This window comes from Vicinamibacterales bacterium (assembly GCA_035699745.1).
GTDB lineage: Bacteria > Acidobacteriota > Vicinamibacteria > Vicinamibacterales > 2-12-FULL-66-21 > JAICSD01.
This window is the reverse complement of sequence record DASSPH010000104.1, coordinates 1-15,833: the sequence shown is the minus strand read 5'-3', so window position 1 is coordinate 15,833 and position 15,833 is coordinate 1. Positions and strand designations below refer to the sequence as shown.

Annotated in this window: 10 protein-coding genes; 5 read left to right on the top strand and 5 right to left on the bottom strand. The window is 69.3% G+C overall.

Translation table 11 applies throughout. From position 1 onward, the window contains the following. The first annotated feature begins 2 nt into the window (after positions 1-2). On the top strand, positions 3-4,103 hold the full coding sequence (locus VFK57_23805; GenBank protein ID HET7698763.1) for a PVC-type heme-binding CxxCH protein: 4,101 nt from the start codon (positions 3-5) through the stop codon (positions 4,101-4,103). On the opposite strand, the gene VFK57_23800 is transcribed toward VFK57_23805, so the two are convergent. Beyond that, entirely contained in the window at positions 4,104-5,447 is a 1,344-nt protein-coding gene (locus VFK57_23800) for a DUF5666 domain-containing protein (GenBank protein ID HET7698762.1), read from the bottom strand. 253 nt (positions 5,448-5,700) lie between these two features. Here VFK57_23800 and VFK57_23795 point away from each other — a divergent pair, with 253 nt between their 5' ends. The 3 genes from VFK57_23795 to VFK57_23785 all read left to right on the top strand — a co-directional run bounded on the left by VFK57_23795 (position 5,701) and on the right by VFK57_23785 (position 9,405). Beyond that, entirely contained in the window at positions 5,701-6,378 is a 678-nt protein-coding gene (locus tag VFK57_23795; GenBank protein HET7698761.1) for a response regulator transcription factor, read from the top strand. After that, positions 6,375-7,772 carry a HAMP domain-containing sensor histidine kinase gene (locus VFK57_23790; protein HET7698760.1) on the top strand — a complete coding sequence of 466 codons (1,398 nt, stop codon included), beginning with the start codon at positions 6,375-6,377 and terminating at the stop codon, positions 7,770-7,772. Before VFK57_23795 ends, VFK57_23790 begins: the two co-directional genes overlap by 4 nt. A 196-nt stretch (positions 7,773-7,968) precedes the next feature. Continuing rightward, on the top strand, positions 7,969-9,405 hold the full coding sequence (locus VFK57_23785; protein HET7698759.1) for a DegQ family serine endoprotease: 1,437 nt from the start codon (positions 7,969-7,971) through the stop codon (positions 9,403-9,405). Between the two features lie 75 nt (positions 9,406-9,480). On the opposite strand, the gene VFK57_23780 is transcribed toward VFK57_23785, so the two are convergent. Genes VFK57_23780 through VFK57_23765 form a run of 4 tightly spaced genes read right to left on the bottom strand, consistent with a single transcriptional unit; the run spans position 9,481 to position 14,421 of the window. Continuing rightward, positions 9,481-11,952, bottom strand: a complete 2,472-nt coding sequence (locus VFK57_23780; GenBank protein ID HET7698758.1) for an ABC transporter permease — start codon at positions 11,950-11,952, stop codon at positions 9,481-9,483. Between the two features lie 38 nt (positions 11,953-11,990). Next, positions 11,991-13,304 carry a galactokinase family protein gene (locus VFK57_23775; protein ID HET7698757.1) on the bottom strand — a complete coding sequence of 438 codons (1,314 nt, stop codon included), beginning with the start codon at positions 13,302-13,304 and terminating at the stop codon, positions 11,991-11,993. Beyond that, positions 13,295-14,146, bottom strand: coding sequence for a nucleotidyltransferase family protein (locus tag VFK57_23770; protein ID HET7698756.1), 852 nt, complete (start codon positions 14,144-14,146; stop codon positions 13,295-13,297). The genes VFK57_23775 and VFK57_23770 overlap by 10 nt, the downstream gene beginning before the upstream one ends. Before the next feature lie 2 nt (positions 14,147-14,148). Further along, complete coding sequence (locus tag VFK57_23765) at positions 14,149-14,421, bottom strand: hypothetical protein (GenBank protein ID HET7698755.1); 273 nt, start codon at positions 14,419-14,421, stop codon at positions 14,149-14,151. 45 nt (positions 14,422-14,466) lie between these two features. Here VFK57_23765 and VFK57_23760 point away from each other — a divergent pair. Then, positions 14,467-15,833, top strand: a 1,367-nt coding sequence (locus VFK57_23760; protein ID HET7698754.1) for an MATE family efflux transporter, incomplete at its 3' end; no start/stop codon positions are given.

Below are 15,833 nucleotides of genomic sequence, written 5' to 3'. Positions count from 1 at the left end.
ACATGCAGAACACACCCAGGCTGATGGCGGCGCTCGCGCTTGCCGGCGCGCTGTTCACTGCGCCCACTGCGGGGCAGGCGCCGCGGTTCGAGCTTCGCGCCAGGGAGCACATCGGGATCATCGGCAACACGCTCGCCGAGCGGATGCAGTACGACGGCTGGCTCGAGACGCTGCTGCACGCCCGCTTTCCGAAGCACGAGCTGGTGGTGCGCAATCTGGGATTCAGCGGCGACGAGATCGCCACGCGCCTCCGTTCGCGGAACTTCGGGACGCCCGACGAGTGGCTGCAGGGGCGCGCGGCGCCGGTCGGCGGATACCAGGACAACCGCCTCGACGGCGCGGACACGAAGGTGGACGTCATCTTCGCCTTCTTCGGCTACAACGAATCGTTTGCCGGGCCGGACGGACTGCCCGCGTTCCGCAAGCAGCTCGACGACTGGATCACCCACACCCTCGCGCAGAAGTACAACGGCAGGTCCGCCCCGCGCCTCGTCCTGTTCTCGCCGATCGCGCACGAGAACCTCGGCAATCCGGATCTGCCGGACGGCACTGAGAACAATCGCCGCCTCGAACTGTACACGCGGGCGATGGCGGAGATCGCCGCCGCGCGCGGCGTGAAGTTCGTCGATCTGTTCGCCGCGACGTCGCAGCTCTACGCGTCGACGGCCGCGCCGTTGACGATCCAGGGGGTCCACCTGAACGGCGAGGGGAACCGCCGGGTCGCCGAGGTGATCGACCGCGCCCTGTTCGGCGACGCTCCGGCCCAGGACCAGGCGCGTCTCGAGCGTCTGCGCCAGGCCGTCGTCGAGAAGGACTTCTACTGGTTCAACCGGTATCGCACGACCGATGGGTTTGCCACCTACGGCGATCGCGCGTTCCTGACGTTCATCCGCGGCAATCCGCGCAACGTCGATGCCGACGTGGCCCAGGCGGCGGGCAAGGACGCGGTGCTGCCCACCAATTACGAAGTGCTGCAGCGCGAACTGGCCATGCTCGACGTGATGACCCGCAATCGCGATCGGCGCATCTGGGCCGTCGCCGCGGGCGCGGACCTGAAAATCAACGACGGCAACGCGCCGCCGCCGATCGACGCGCGCACGAACGAGCCGGGACGCGGTCCCGGCGGCGCGCACGTCTTCCTCGAGGGGCACGAAGCGATTGGGAAGATGACGGCCGGCAAGGGGATGAAGGTCGAGCTGTTCGCGTCCGAAAAGGAGTTCCCGGAACTCGTCAACCCGGTGCAGATGGCGTTCGACACGCGCGGGCGTCTCTGGGTGGCGGCGTGGAAGAACTATCCGCACTGGGAGCCGCGCACGCCGATGGACGACAAGCTGCTGATCCTCGAAGACACCAACGGGGACGGCAAGGCCGACAAGCGCACCGTCTTCGCCGGCGACCTCAACAACCCGACCGGCTTCGAGTTCTACAACGGCGGCGTGATTCTCGCGCAGGCGCCCAACCTGGTGTTCCTCAAGGACACGAACGGCGACGATCGGTACGACACGAAGGAGATTCTCCTCCACGGCTTCGACACCGCCGACACGCACCACACGATCAACAGCTTCACCTTCGACCCCGGGGGCGCGCTCTACATGGGGGAGGGGATCTTCCATCGCAGCCAGATCGAGACGCCGTGGGCGCCGACGACGAGGCTGTCGGACGGCGGCGTCTTCCGGTTCGAGCCGCGAACGTGGAAGCTCGACGTGTACGTGCCGCACAATTTCCCCAATCCGCACGGCCACGTGTTCGACAGCTGGGGACGGAACATCCTGTTCGACGCGACCGGCGGCCAGCCGTTCTACGGCCCGTCGTTCTCGACGAAGAAGTACTACCCCGCGCAGGAAACCAGCCGCGCCCCCAGGCCCGGCGCGGTTCGCACGCGTCCGGTGGCAGGGGCCGAGATTCTCTCGAGCCGGCATTTCCCCGACGACATGCAGGGGAACGTCATCGTCCTCAACGTGATCGGCTTCAGGGGACTGCTGAACTACAAGTTGAGCGAGGACGGCGCCGGTCTGAAGTGGGTCGAGACCGAGCCGATCCTGCAGTCGTCCGATGAGAACTTCCGGCCGGTCGACGCGGAAGTGGGAGCGGACGGCGCGCTGTACGTGGCCGACTGGCACAACCCGATCATCGGGCACATGCAGCACAACCTCCGCGACAAGTCCCGGGATCGCCTGCACGGCCGGATTTATCGCGTGACGTATCCGGGCCGCCCGCTCCTGCAGCCGGCGCGGATCGCGGGGGAGCCGATCCCGCGGCTCCTCGATCTGCTGAAGGAGCCCGAGGACCGCGTCCGCTATCGGGCGAAAATCGAGTTGAGCGGCCGCCAGACGGCCCAGGTCCTCGACGCGCTGCAGCGCTGGGCGGCGGGGCTCGACCCCCGGGACAGCCGGTACGAGCACCACATGCTCGAGGCGTTGTGGGTGCAGCAGTGGCACAACCGCGTCGACGAGACGCTGTTGAAGCGGATGCTGCGATCGAGCGATCCCTGGGCCCGCGCCGCCGCCACGCGGGTGCTGTGTTATGCGCGGGACCGGATTGCGGATCCGCTCGCGCTGCTGAAGGTGCAGGCCAACGACGCCCACCCGGCCGTGCGGCTCGAGGCGGTGCGCGCGGCGAGCTTCTTTCAGTCGCCCGACGCCGCCGTGGTGGCGCTCGAGTCGCTGAAGCACCCGCAGGATCGGTTTCTGACCTACACGCTCGATCAGGCGATGCGGACGCTCGACCGCTTCGTCACGCCGATCCTGTTCGAGACCTCGCCGCGCGCCGTCGAATATCAGCTCGCGCGTCTCAGCAACGAGCAGTTGCTCCGCGTCGAACGGCCCGCCGGCGATGCGAAGTACCGTCCGGTCCACCTCGCCGTCCTCACGCGCAAGGCGATGTCGCGGACGGATCGCGCCGCGGCGCTCGCCGCCCTCGTCCAGCTGGATGGCTCGTCGCCGACGCACGTGCTGCTCGAAGCGCTGGCCGCGGTGCCCGGCAGCGAGGCGACCGAGAGCGACACGCAGAATGTCGACATCCTGCTCGGCATGCTGCTCACCCAGCCGCCCGAACTCCTGCGCCAGCAGCGGGACGCCCTGGCGCGCGCCGCCGCCGACGCCCGCGCGCCGCTGGTCCGGCGGGCCGCGTACGGAGGCATGATGATCGCGGACGGCGATCCCGGACCGGCATGGCAGGCGGCGTCCGCGCGCGAGGGGCATCTCGCCGAGCTGCTTCGCGCCGTCCCGCACCTGGGGGGCGTCGAGTCGCTCCGCGCCAGCCTGCCCGCACCGGTCACCGCGCTCATGGCCGAGACGCGGGATCCGGCGACGCGCGCGGCGGCGATCGGCGCGATGGCCGCGATCCGGCGCGACGGCGCGACCTTCGATCTCCTGGCCCGCGAGGTGCAGCAGTCCGCCGACGCCGAATCGCGGAAGGCGGCGATCAAGTTCCTGCAGCTGATTCCCGAGTCCGCCTGGCCGTCGGCGTCCATCGAGCCCGTGGCGCGAGCGATCGTGGCGATGGTCCGCCAGGCTCCGGTTCCGCAGCGCACGACGCCGGCGATGCTGGACGCGATTCAGTTGTGCGAGCGCCTGACCAGCGCGCTGCCGGCGGAGGCGCGCGTCGCGGTTCGCCGCGACCTGCGGGCGGTCGGCGTGCAAATCGTGCGCATCCAATCGGTGCCCGAGCAGATGATGTTCGATCTGAACTGGTTCGTCGTCCAGCGCGGCCAGCCGCTGCAGATCGTGTTCTCCAATCCCGACGCGATGCCGCACAACCTGGTGATCGGCCAGCCGGGCTCGGTGCAGGAGATCGGGACGAAGGGCGGCCTCATGTCCCCGCCGGCCGATCCCGAGGCGAAGGCCTACGTGCCGGACACGCCGCTGGTGCTGCAGGCGACGAGGCTGCTGAACGCGGGGGAGAGCGGTCGGGTGAACTTCACGGCGCCGGCCAGGTCCGGGCAGTACATCTACGTCTGCACGTTCCCCGGCCACTGGGTGCGGATGTACGGTGTGATGCTGGTCGTGGACGATCTGGATGCGTGGGAACGGCAGCCGACCGTTCCCACGGATCCCATGACGAACAAGCCCTTCGCGGCGCAGCGGAACGGCGCCGGCTCGTAGCTACTGTTTGACCTTCGTCGCGGCGACCGAGCCGTCGGCGTTGCGGGTGCCTTTCACCGACACCTTCGCGCCGCTCTTCAGCGCCGTGCACGGGCCGCCCTCGAACGTCGTGCCGGCGCTCGTCGAGATCGCGAAGCCGTTGACGCTGAACTGCACCGACGGGCACGTACCCTTCAGGCCGCCCAGCGAGCCTTCGATCTCGAACTCGCCGCCGGTCTCGTCATCGTTGATCTCGATCTTGCGCGCGTTGATCGAGCCGTCCGGCTGGCGGTCGCCGACGACGTGGAGCGACTGGCCGAGCTTCAGCGCGTCCAGCGTCTGGACGTCGCCGCGCCGCTTCACTTCCGTCGAAGACGACGTCCGAACCGTCGTCGTGCCGACGATGAGCATCAGCGCGGGCTTGCTGCCGCTCATGGCGTTCAGCGTCCCGTGGATCGACGCCGACGAATCCTGGTCATCGTCATCGTCATCGTCGTCGCCGCCGTTGATGTGGATGCGGACGGCGTAGATGTAGTCGTCGCGCTGCTGGCCCTTGACCTCGACGCGCGAGCCTTCCTCGAGGCTGCTGAAGCTGTCCGGCTTGTCGCCGTCGCCGAAGAAGGACGTCTGCGCGTCTCCCTTCACCAGGCGGCTGCCGATCTTGAACTCGAACGCGGCGGCGCTGCCTTTGAGGGTGTCGATCACGCCGTTCACGTTCACCGGCAGCGTGGTGTTGCTGTTCTGCAGCTCGACCAGCGTCGCATTGAACGTATCGCCGCTCAGCGATCCCTTCGCGTGCACCCGCATGCCGATGCGGAGATCGCTGAAGGCGCGCGTCTGGCTGCCGTCCACGAAGCGCGTCGACGAGTCGGTGCGGACGGTCCGGCCGGCCGCCTTGAACGTGAGCGCGGGCTGCGTCGGGGGCAGCGATTCGACGCGCCCTTCGAGCTGCGCTTCGGACGTGCCGCTGCGCACTTCGCTCTCGACGGTGGCGGTGGTGCCGGACACCGCCAGGACGACGTCGACGGTCTGCTGCGCCGAGACGGGGCTCAGCGAGACGGTCGCGTTCGCGCCGCCGCCCGTGAGCTGCAGCTGCACCGATCCCGGCGGGACGTTGGTCAGCGTGAAGCGGCCCGCCACGTCGGCGACCGCGCTGATCGACGTGCCGACCACCGACACCGTGACGCCCGACAGGGACGCACCGGCGGACGCTGCCAGCAGCGAGCTGGCGGCGCCTTGCACCATGCCGGTGATCGTGGCCGACGATCCTGACGGCGCCGCATTCGTGGGAGATGTGGGTGTGCTGCGGCCGCACGCCGCCGACAACAGCATCACCGCGAGAAGGGGTCCGAGACCTTTGCGCATCTGTCCTCCGGATGAGGTGAGCAGCAACGCTCATTCCGGCCCAGGGCGCCCGTCCCTAAGTCTTAGCCCGGCAGTGGCTTGAGGGGCGCGGAACCGGTCCGGGGCACGGCGTCCGGACCGTCGGCAATGACGACAACGTGGCGCGTCTTACACGATCGCCAGACCGAGCAGCCGCGGCTTGCGCGAATGGGATCGATACGCGGCGCCCGCACGCCGATGGCGGCGGAGCGTTCGCTTGGCGCATCATGAAGCAGTGCGGGTGCTGCTCGTCGAGGACGATCCGACCATCGCGGATTTCGTCGGGAAGGGATTGAAGGAGGCCGGCTTCGTCGTGGAGGCCGCCGCCGACGGCCGGACCGGCCTCGAGCGCGCGCTGTCCGGCGGCCATGATGCGGCGATCGTCGACGTCATGCTGCCCCGGATGGACGGCCTGGCGCTCATCGACGCCCTGCGCGCGCGCGGCGTTCGCACGCCGGTTCTGATCCTCAGCGCGCGCCGGAGCGTGGACGATCGCGTCCGCGGCCTCCAGGCCGGCGGGGACGACTACCTGACGAAGCCCTTTGCCTTCGCCGAGCTGCTCGCCCGCGTGCAGGCGCTGATCCGGCGCGCCAGCGGCGCCGCCGAACCGACCCGGCTGACCGTCGCCGACCTCTCGCTCGACCTGCTGACGCGCCGCGTGCAGCGCGGATCGCAGCCAATCGAGCTCCGCCCGCGCGAGTTCGCCCTGCTCGAATACCTGATGCGCCATGCCGGCCGGGTCGTGTCGAAGACGTCGATCCTGTCGCACGTCTGGGGCTACAACTTCGACCCGAACACCAACGTGGTCGACGTCCTGGTTTCGCGGCTGCGCGAGCGCATCGACCGGCCGTTCGCCGTCAAGCTGCTGCACACCGTCCGCGGCGCCGGCTACATCCTGCGGCCGCCGTCATGATCGCCGCCGAGCGGCGCGCCCCGCAGCGCCCCAGGATGACCTTGCAGCGGATGCTCGGGCTCCGGCTGTCGCTCTGGTACGTGGCCGTGTTCGTGATCAGCACGCTCGTGCTCGTCGGCCTGACCTACGCGCTGATTGCCGCGTCGCTCGCTCGGCGCGATCACGACATCATCCGGGCGACCGTGCGGGAGTACGCGTCGCGCTACGAGACCGGCGGGCTGCTGGCGATCCAGCGCGCGGTGGAGATTGAAGAGCGGACCGGCGATCGAGAACGGCTGTTCGTCAGAGTGATCGGGCCCGGCGCCGACGCGCTGTTCGCCCGCATGCCGCCGGGGTGGAGCAGTTACGCCCAGCAGGAGCTCGACGGTCCGCGCCGGGACGGTCCCCTGGAAGGGCGCGCCGTCCTCGAAGTCGCCTCCGTCCAGCTGTACGACGGCACCATCCTCCAGGTGGGCAAGAGCAACGAGATCCGCCTCGCCCTGCTGCGCAAGTTCCAGTGGATCGTCGGGCTGGTGTCGATCGCGGCGCTGACCATCGGCCTTACCGGCGGCCTGGTGCTCACCCGATCCACCGTGCAGCCCATCTACGACCTCATTGCCGTCGTGCGCGGCATCATCGCGACGGGCCGGACCGACACGCGGGTGCCGGCGCGGGACCAGGACGGCGACGCGGTCGACGAGTTGAGCGGCCTGTTCAACACGATGCTCGATCGCATCAACGCGCTGATCGCGGCGATGGGGCAGTCGCTCGACAACGTTGCCCACGATCTGCGCACGCCGCTGGCGCGTGTGCGCGGAATCGCGGAGCGCGCCCTGGAGTCTGGCGATCCCGCCGCCGCGCGCGAGGCGCTGGAGACCTGCCTCGAAGAGTCGGACCGGATCCTGTCGATGCTCAACACGCTCATGGACATCTCCGAGGCGGAAACCGGCGTCGTGCAATTGAAGCGGGAGCCGGTGCGGCTGCGGGAGCTGGTCGCCGAGGCCGTCGAGCTGTACGACGACGTCGCGGATGAAAAGGGGGTGGCGGTGACGTTCGAGCCCGGCGAGGAGGTGACGATCGCCGCCGCCGCGGACCGGATGCGTCAGGTGTTCGCCAACCTGCTGGACAACGCCATCAAATACACACCGCGCGGCGGTCAGGTCCGTCTCGTCGCCGCGCGCGACGGCGACACCGCGGTGGTCTCGGTCGCCGACACCGGGATCGGTATCGCGCCCGAGCATCTGCCCAGGATCTGGGACCGCCTCTACCGGGCCGACCCAAGCCGTTCCGAACGCGGCCTCGGACTGGGCCTCAGCCTGGTCAAGGCATACGTCGAAGCGCACGGAGGCGCCGTGGCCGCCAGCAGCCAGCCCGGCCGAGGCTCAACGTTTACGGTCCGGCTGCCCATCGGCTGATCGCTGCCCGTTCCCGCCATCCGCTGTCCGCTCCCCGCTTACTGCGTGTGGCGCCCGCCGATGGCCCGATCACCCGATCACCCGATCACCCGATCGCCCGATCACCCGATGACCTGGTTCCTTTCACCGATGTAATCCTCGCGAAGGGTCCTGGCAATGTTGCCCGCCGTCTAACCAAACAGAGGTGAATGGCAACATGCTTAACGGATATTTCAGAACGACCGCCGTCGCCGGGATCGCTGCCGCGGTCGTGACGATGGCGGCGTGGAAGGCGCCGCAGGCCAGCAGCTATCTCTCGGCCGCCGGCCCGGCGGCGGCCACAACGGCCGCGCCGGCCCCGGTCCCCGCCGCCGTGGCGGCGTCGTCGTACGCGCCGGTCGTCGAGCGCGTCGCGCCGGCCGTGGTCACGATTCGGGTCGAGAAGCGCGCATCGATGGTCCCGACCGGCGGACAGATCCCCGATGAACTGCGCCGGTTCTTCGGCGACCAGCTTCCGCCGCAGTTCCGCGGACAGCGCGTGCCGCGGGTGCAGCGCGGACTCGGCTCCGGCGTCATCGTCAGCCCCGACGGCTACATCATCACCAACAATCACGTCGTCGACGGCGTCGACACGGTGAAGGTGGAGCTGCCCGACAGCCGTGCGTTCACGGCGAAGGTCGTCGGGACGGATCCGGCAACGGACCTGGCGGTCGTCAAGATCGACGCGAAGAGCCTGCCGGCGGTGGTCTTCGGCGATTCCGACGCGGTGAAGGTCGGTGACGTGGCTCTCGCGATCGGCAACCCGCTCAACGTCGGCCAGACCGTGACGTCCGGCATCATCAGCGCCAAGGGACGCCAGACCCCCGACGGCAGCGACGGCTATCAGGACTTCCTGCAGACCGACGCGGCGATCAACCACGGCAACTCCGGCGGCGCGCTCGTCAACGCCGGCGGACAGTTGATCGGCATCCCGTCGCAGATCCTGACGCCGACCGACGGCAACATCGGCCTCGGGTTCGCGATTCCGTCGAACATGGCGAAGCACGTCATGGATCAGCTGATCGCGACCGGCAAGGTGCGCCGCGCGAAGCTCGGCGTGACGGTGCAGCGGATCACCCCGGATCTCGCGGCCTCGCTGGGCCTGCCGAATACCCGCGGCGCGCTGATCAGCAACGTCGACGAGGGCTCGCCCGCGGCGAAGGCCGGCGTGCGGCAGGGGGACGTGATCACGTCCTACAACGGCAAGCCCGTGGAAGACAACAACCAGCTCCGCAACGCGGTGGCCGGCACGACGCCCGGCAGCACGGTCTCGCTGCAGGTGCTCCGCAACGGCCGCACCGAGACGCTGCAGGCGACGGTCGCCGAGCTCGAGTCGAAGCGCGAGCGGGTCTCGACGCCGTCGGCCGAACGCGGCGAAGGGCGGTTCGGCATGACGGTGGAGCCGGGCAACGGCGGCGTCACGGTGGTGGAGCTCGATCCTGCCGGCCGGGCCGCCGAGAGCGGGCTGCAGGAAGGGGACGTCATCGTGAAGGTCGACGGACGCGCCGTGCGCAGCGCCGCCGAGCTGAAGTCGGCGCTCGATCGCACCGACGGCAAGCCGTCGCTCCTGCTCGTCGACCGCGAAGGGACGACGATCTTCCTGACGATCAAGTAAGGTCCGCCGTTGCGGCGGCAATGAACGAAGGGTGCGGGCCCGGCGAGCCCGCACCTTTTTTCGTGCCGTGCGCCTCTACTCGTACCTGAGTGCGATCAGCGGATCGACCCGGCTCGCGCGCCGCGCCGGAATCCAGACCGAGAGGAACGCGACGGTCAACAACAGCAGCGGCACCGCGGTGAAGACCATCGGATCCTTCGCGGTGACGCCGAAGAGGAACGACGCGATGAGCCGCGCCAGATAGAAGGCGGCGCCGAGGCCGATCACCATGCCGGCGATCGCGAGCGCCATTCCCTGAGAGACGATCATCCTGCTGACCTGGGATCCCTGCGCACCGAGCGCAAGGCGGATCCCGATCTCCTGCGTGCGCTGTTCCACCGAGTAGGCCATGAGGCCGTAGATGCCAATCGCGGCGAGCAGCAGCGCGCAGCCGCCGAACACCGTCATCACCCACATGTTGAACCGCTGACGCGAGACCGACCGGGACGCGATTTCGCTCATCGAGAGGACGCCCGAGACGGGCAGCCCGGTGGACTGGCGGAGCGTGTCCTGGATCGCGTTGCTCAACGACTGCGGCGGCACCTGCGTCCGCACGATCCACGAGAGCGGCGTCAGCCCGACGTTCAGCGCGTTGGCGGCGTCCGGCACCTGCGCCTGCGGAATGAACATCTGCGGCTGCGGCTCGCTGTCGAGGCCGTTGCTGCGGATGTCGGCGACGATGCCGATCACCTGTCGATCCACCTCCGCGGCAAACGCCGGCATGATCCCTTTGCCGATCAGCAGCCGGTCGTTCAGCGGATCTCCCTGCGGCCAGTACTGTTTCGCCATCGCCTCGTTGATCACCACCACCGGGGTCGACGCGCTGGTGTCGCGTTCGTTGAAGGTGCGGCCGCGGCGGACCGGAATCTTGAAGACCTCGAAATAGCCCGGCGACACGGTCATCCAGCCGCCGCCGCCGTGGAACGGACCCTGCGCGTCCGCGGGCAGCGGCCGGCCGAGGATGCGGAACGGAAGACCGTAGCCGCCCTGCAGCGGCACGCAGCAGGTGGCGCTCGCCGCGACCACCCCGGGAATGGCTTTCAACCGCTCCACCCCATTGCGCACCAGCTGCTCGACCGCTTCCGCCTTCTCGAACTGCGCGCCTTTCAGCGACATCTTCAGCGTGAGCACGTTCTGCGTATCGAACCCCGGGTCGACCCTCCCGAGCGCCGCAGCGGTACGGATCAACAGCGCCGACCCGATCAGCAGCACGAGCGCCAGGCCGACCTCGACGACGACGAGCACGGAGCGCACCTTGTTCTGCCGGAATCCCGTGCCGGAACGTCCCGCGGCCTCTTTCAGCGTCGTGGTCAGGTCCGTTTTCGAACTCTGCAGCGCCGGAATCAACCCGAAGATCACGCCGGTGAGCAGCGAGACGCCGACCGTGAAGGCGACGACGCGCCAGTCGAGCCCCACGAAGCTGCCGTTCTCGCCGACCCGCGGCAGGCCGGCGGTGTTGATCGAGAGCAGCGCGCGAATGCCCGCCCACCCGAGAAACAGGCCAAACACCCCGCCGGCAAGCGACAGCACGACGCTTTCCGTGAGCAACTGGCGGATGATGCGGCCGCGGGATCCGCCGATCGCGGCGCGGATCGCGATCTCGCGGCGGCGGCCGGTCGCCCGGACGAGCAGCAGATTGGCGACGTTCGCGCAGGCGATCAGCAGCACGAAGCTGACCGCCCCCCCGTAAATCCACAGCGACTGCCTGGCGTCGTCGTTGATGATTTGATCGCGGACGGTGCGGACGCCGAAGGTGTTCTGCGGGCCGAGATCGGTCGGGAACTTCTTGCGGTAGTCCGCCGCCGACGCCGCGAGCCGCGCATCCGCCTGCTGCAGCGTAATCCCGGGCTTCAACCGTCCCATCGCCTGGAAGTAGTGGCCGCGGTCGTCGGTATTGGGATCGAACTGGAAGAGCGTCCACACCTGAGGCGTCGGCCCGAACTCGCGGAAGTCGAAATCGCCGAGCACCCCGACGATGGTGTGGGGATCGCCTCCGAGCGAGATGCTCTTGCCGACGATGTTCGGATCGGCGTTGAAGCGGGTCTCCCACAACTGACGCGAGATGACCACCACGCGCGGACCGTTCGGCAGATCCTCCTCAGGGAGGAAGGTGCGGCCCAGGATCACCGGCGCTGCCGTCAGCTTGAAGAAATCGGCAGTTACGCGTCCGGAACGAAGCTGTTCCGGGAAACTGCCCCCCGTATAGTTCAGATCCCCGGTGTTGAACGCGGAGACGTCCTGCACGACCTGCTCCTGCTGGCGGTAGTGCATGAACTTGGCTGGCGAGGCGCCCGCACCCCGGCCGCGCGGCGAGACGTTCAGGAACACGACGACGCGCTCCGCGTCTGGAAACGCGATCGGCCGGAGCAGGACGGCGTTGACGACGGAGAAAATCGCGGTATTCGCGCCGATGCCCAGGGTCAGCGCCGCGACTGCCGCGAGGGTGAACGCCGGGCTCTGCGCGAACATGCGCAGCGAGTGCTTGAGATCTTTGATGAAGGCTTCCATGGGGTGGTTAGACGCGGTCTTCCGCAGAATTGTTGGGATTAGCGGCTCGAAACTTCCGTGACGCCTGGGCCGGGACTCATGACGAACGCATTCGGGTGCCACCGCCTGGCGAATGCTTCCGCGTCGGGCGTGCGCGCCAGTGCCCAGACGGCGCCGCCGAATCCCGCCCCGAAGCTGCACCCCGCAATGGCCCCCAGCTGTCGTGCCTGCGCTGCCAGCGAGGACGTCGCCGGCACCTGGTTGGCGAGCAGGATCTCGGCATCACGCTGCGAATCCGCTGCGAGCGCCCCGATGGCCGCCTCGTCCGCGGAGGCGAAGGCGGCGAGGGCCTTCTCGATTCTCGCATCCTCGCGGATGAAATGTTCGAGCCGGTCGCGCAACCACGCCGCCGGCAGGTCGTCGGTCGCCGCGGTTGCGGCGAGCTGGCGCATGCGGTCGATGGCGGCAGGGCCGGACCTCAACGCGGCCGCCAGTGAAACGGCCGGCATCGGCGATTCGCGATTCCAGACCTCGAGGAGCCTGGCGATTCCCGACGCCAGACGATTGTACGGCGCCCTGGCTTCGCCCGTCTTCCGCGCGGCGACGCCGGATGGCGCGATGACGAAGCGCCACGTGTCCGGCACGGGTGCGCCGCCGACGGCGCGCGGCGGCACGAAGGCGAAGGCGCTCACCGAACCCGGACGCGCTTCGATGATCGCGGTGTGATCCTCGCTGCCGCCCTGCGTGCCGACGCCCCCGTCCCCCTCGAGCGCCGCGAACCGGCGTCCGTTCTCGATGCAGGCGTAATAGCCCGCGGCGTCGAGACCGGAGCGGATGTTCTGGATCCACGCGCGGTGCTTCTGGAGCGCGCCGGCACGCACCAGCGCCACGGCCACCGCGATGATCAAGGCGCTGGAGCTGCTCATCCCGGCCGCCGGCGGCAGGTCGCTCGCGATCACGATGTCGGCACTCAACTCCGCGCCGGGAAAATTCCGCGCCAGGCGCCGGATCGTGACGTCGACGTAGTGCCGCCAGCCTGCCTGCGGTACGGCTGAATCCGAGAGCCGGAGGCTCATGTGATCGCCGCGCCACGCATCGGCCACCTGAACCACGCCATCGTCCCGGCGGCTGGCGACCACGGCGAATCCGCGGGGCGCCGCGCACACGAGCGTGCGGCCGCCGGCATAGTCGGTGTGCTTGCCGAACACCTCGAGACGGCCGGGTACCCACCAGGCGAATTCCGGCGGCCCGCCTCGCAGGGTGGCGTGGAGCTCGACCACCCGGTGGTAGAGCATCTGCTTGTCCTTGAACTCCGCCGGATCCATGCCGCGCGCCATCAGCGCCTCGGCGGCCGACGCGGCGGTCACGGGCACGGCACGACTCCGGCAAGGCGGCGCGCCACATCGGCGGCATCGGCGCGGCGCGACAGATCGAGCACGGGGCCGCGGGCCGGAATGGCCTTGACGCGAACGCCTCGTGAAATGGCGAGCGCGACCGCTTCCGGCAGCTCGAATTCGCCGCGTGCGGATTTCGCGACGCCGCGGCAGGCGTCGAAGATCCGCGAGTCGAATCGCCAGCAGTTCATCGAGATCCTTTGATGTCCATCCAGGAGCGTGGAGGTCGCGGGCGCGCGCCCGCCGATCGCGTCAGCCGCGCCCGGCTTCTCCACGATGCCGCGCAGATATCCGCGCTCGTCGACCGTCACGACGGCAAACGCGCGGATCCGATCCTCGGGGATGTTGCTCGTGCGCACCAGATCGTCGGCATCGAAGGCCAGCATCGCCGGCTCGCCGGCGCCGGCCAACGCCCGCAGCGCGTCCGGGGGATACAGGTTGTCGGCGTTCACTGTCAGGAACGGTTCTCCGCCGGTCCACGGTTCCGCCGCCAGCACCGCGTTGGCGGTGCCGAGCGCCTCCGGCTGGACGACGAAGTCCACGCGGGTGCGGGACGGCGGCGCCTGCGCGAGATGGACCCGGAGCCGCTCGTGATCGGGCGCCACGACCAGCGCGATGCGCGGCAGGCCGGCGTCCGCGAGGGCGCTCAACACGAAATCCAGGAACGGCCGTCCGTTCACCGGCATCAGCGCCTTGAGGCCGGCGTCCGCCGCCTGCTGCTGTTCGCCGGTCAGCGAGACTCCGGGATCGGCCTCGCGCATGCGCGTGCCCAGGCCACGAGCGAGAACGACCGCGCGCGCGGCCGGGTCCTGCGATCGCATTCCTACATGCGCGCGATCGGCAGCGGCGGCGTCGTCGTCCAGCGCCCGTGCGCCTGCGCGGCGATCTCCTTCCACGACGGATGCTCGAACTCGGCGAGCGCCGCGGAGGCATCCTGCCACCGATCGTTTCCGTCGAGGACACGGTCGCCGCCGAGGCCGAGACCGCCGACGCGGACCGTCGGAATCGCCGGCGCGGCGAACGCAGGCGCGGACTGCGCCTCGATCCGCACGTCGCGCGCGCAGCCACTCAGTTTCAGAAGATCCCGGCGATCCATGGGCGAATCTTACGTCAGAAGCGGCGATAATAGTCGGCTCAACTCATGTGGAAGACTCTGCGCGAGGCAGTGCGAGGCTCGGAGATCGACTTCACGACGGCGCCGGTCGGCCGCGCGGTCATCATGCTGGCGGTTCCGATGGTGCTCGAGATGGCCATGGAATCGATCTTCGCCGTCGTCGACATCTTCTGGGTCGGACATCTCGGCGCCGACGCGGTCGCCACGGTGGGGCTGACCGAATCGATGCTGACGCTGATCTACACCGCGGCGATGGGGCTCTCGATCGGCGCCACCGCGCTGGTCGCGCGGCGCACCGGCGAACAGGATCCCGAGGGGGCGTCGCGGGCGGCCGGGCAGTCGCTGCTGCTCGGCCTGGCGGTGGCGGCGGCGATTGCCCTGATCGGGGCGCCGAACGCGTCGTCGCTGCTGCGGCTGATGGGCGCGTCGGACGCGATCATCCTCACCGGATCGGGGTTCACGCGGATCATGCTCGGCGGCAATGCCACCGTCCTGCTGCTGTTCCTGCTGAACGCCGTGTTCCGCGGCGCCGGGGACGCGGCGATCGCGATGCGGGTGCTGATGCTCGGCAACCTGCTGAACATCGCGCTCGGGCCGCTGTTGATCTTCGGCCCGGGACCGTTCCCGGCGCTGGGGGTCGCCGGCGCCGCGCTGGCGACGAACATCGGCCGCGGCGCCGCGGTGCTCTACCAGATCCTGGTGCTCACGCGCGGCAACGGCCGGGTGCAGATCCGGCTGCGTCACCTGCGCTTCGATTTTGCGACGATGCGCACGGTGCTGCGGCTGTCCGGCCTGGGGACGTTCCAGATCCTCGTCGGCACGGCGAGCTACATCGGACTGGTGCGCATCATCTCGATCTTCGGCAGCGCCGCGCTGGCGGGCTACACGATCGGCATGCGGGTGATCATCTTCGCGCTGCTGCCGGCGTTCGGCCTGAGCAACGCGGCGGCGACGATGGTCGGCCAGAATCTCGGCGCGGGACGGCCGGATCGCGCCGAGCGGGCGGTGTGGACGGCGGCGCGCTACAACATGCTGTTCCTCGGCGGCGTCGGCCTGCTGTTCCTCGTCGCCGCGCCGGTAATCACGCGGATCTTCACCAGCGACGCGACGGTGCAGCCGATGGCGACCGCCTGCCTGCGGATCGTGAGCCTCGGGTTCGTGTTCTACGCCTGCGGGATGGTGCTGACGCAGTCGTTCAACGGCGCCGGCGACACCTGGACGCCGACGGTGCTCAATCTCTTCATCTTCTGGCTGTGGGAAATCCCGCTGGCGTGGTGGCTGTCGACCCGCGCCGGCCTGGGCGCGCACGGGGTGTTCATCGCGCTGACCGTGGCGTATTCGACGCTGGCGGTGGTGAGCGCGGTGCTGTTCCGGCGGGGGCACTGGAAGACGCG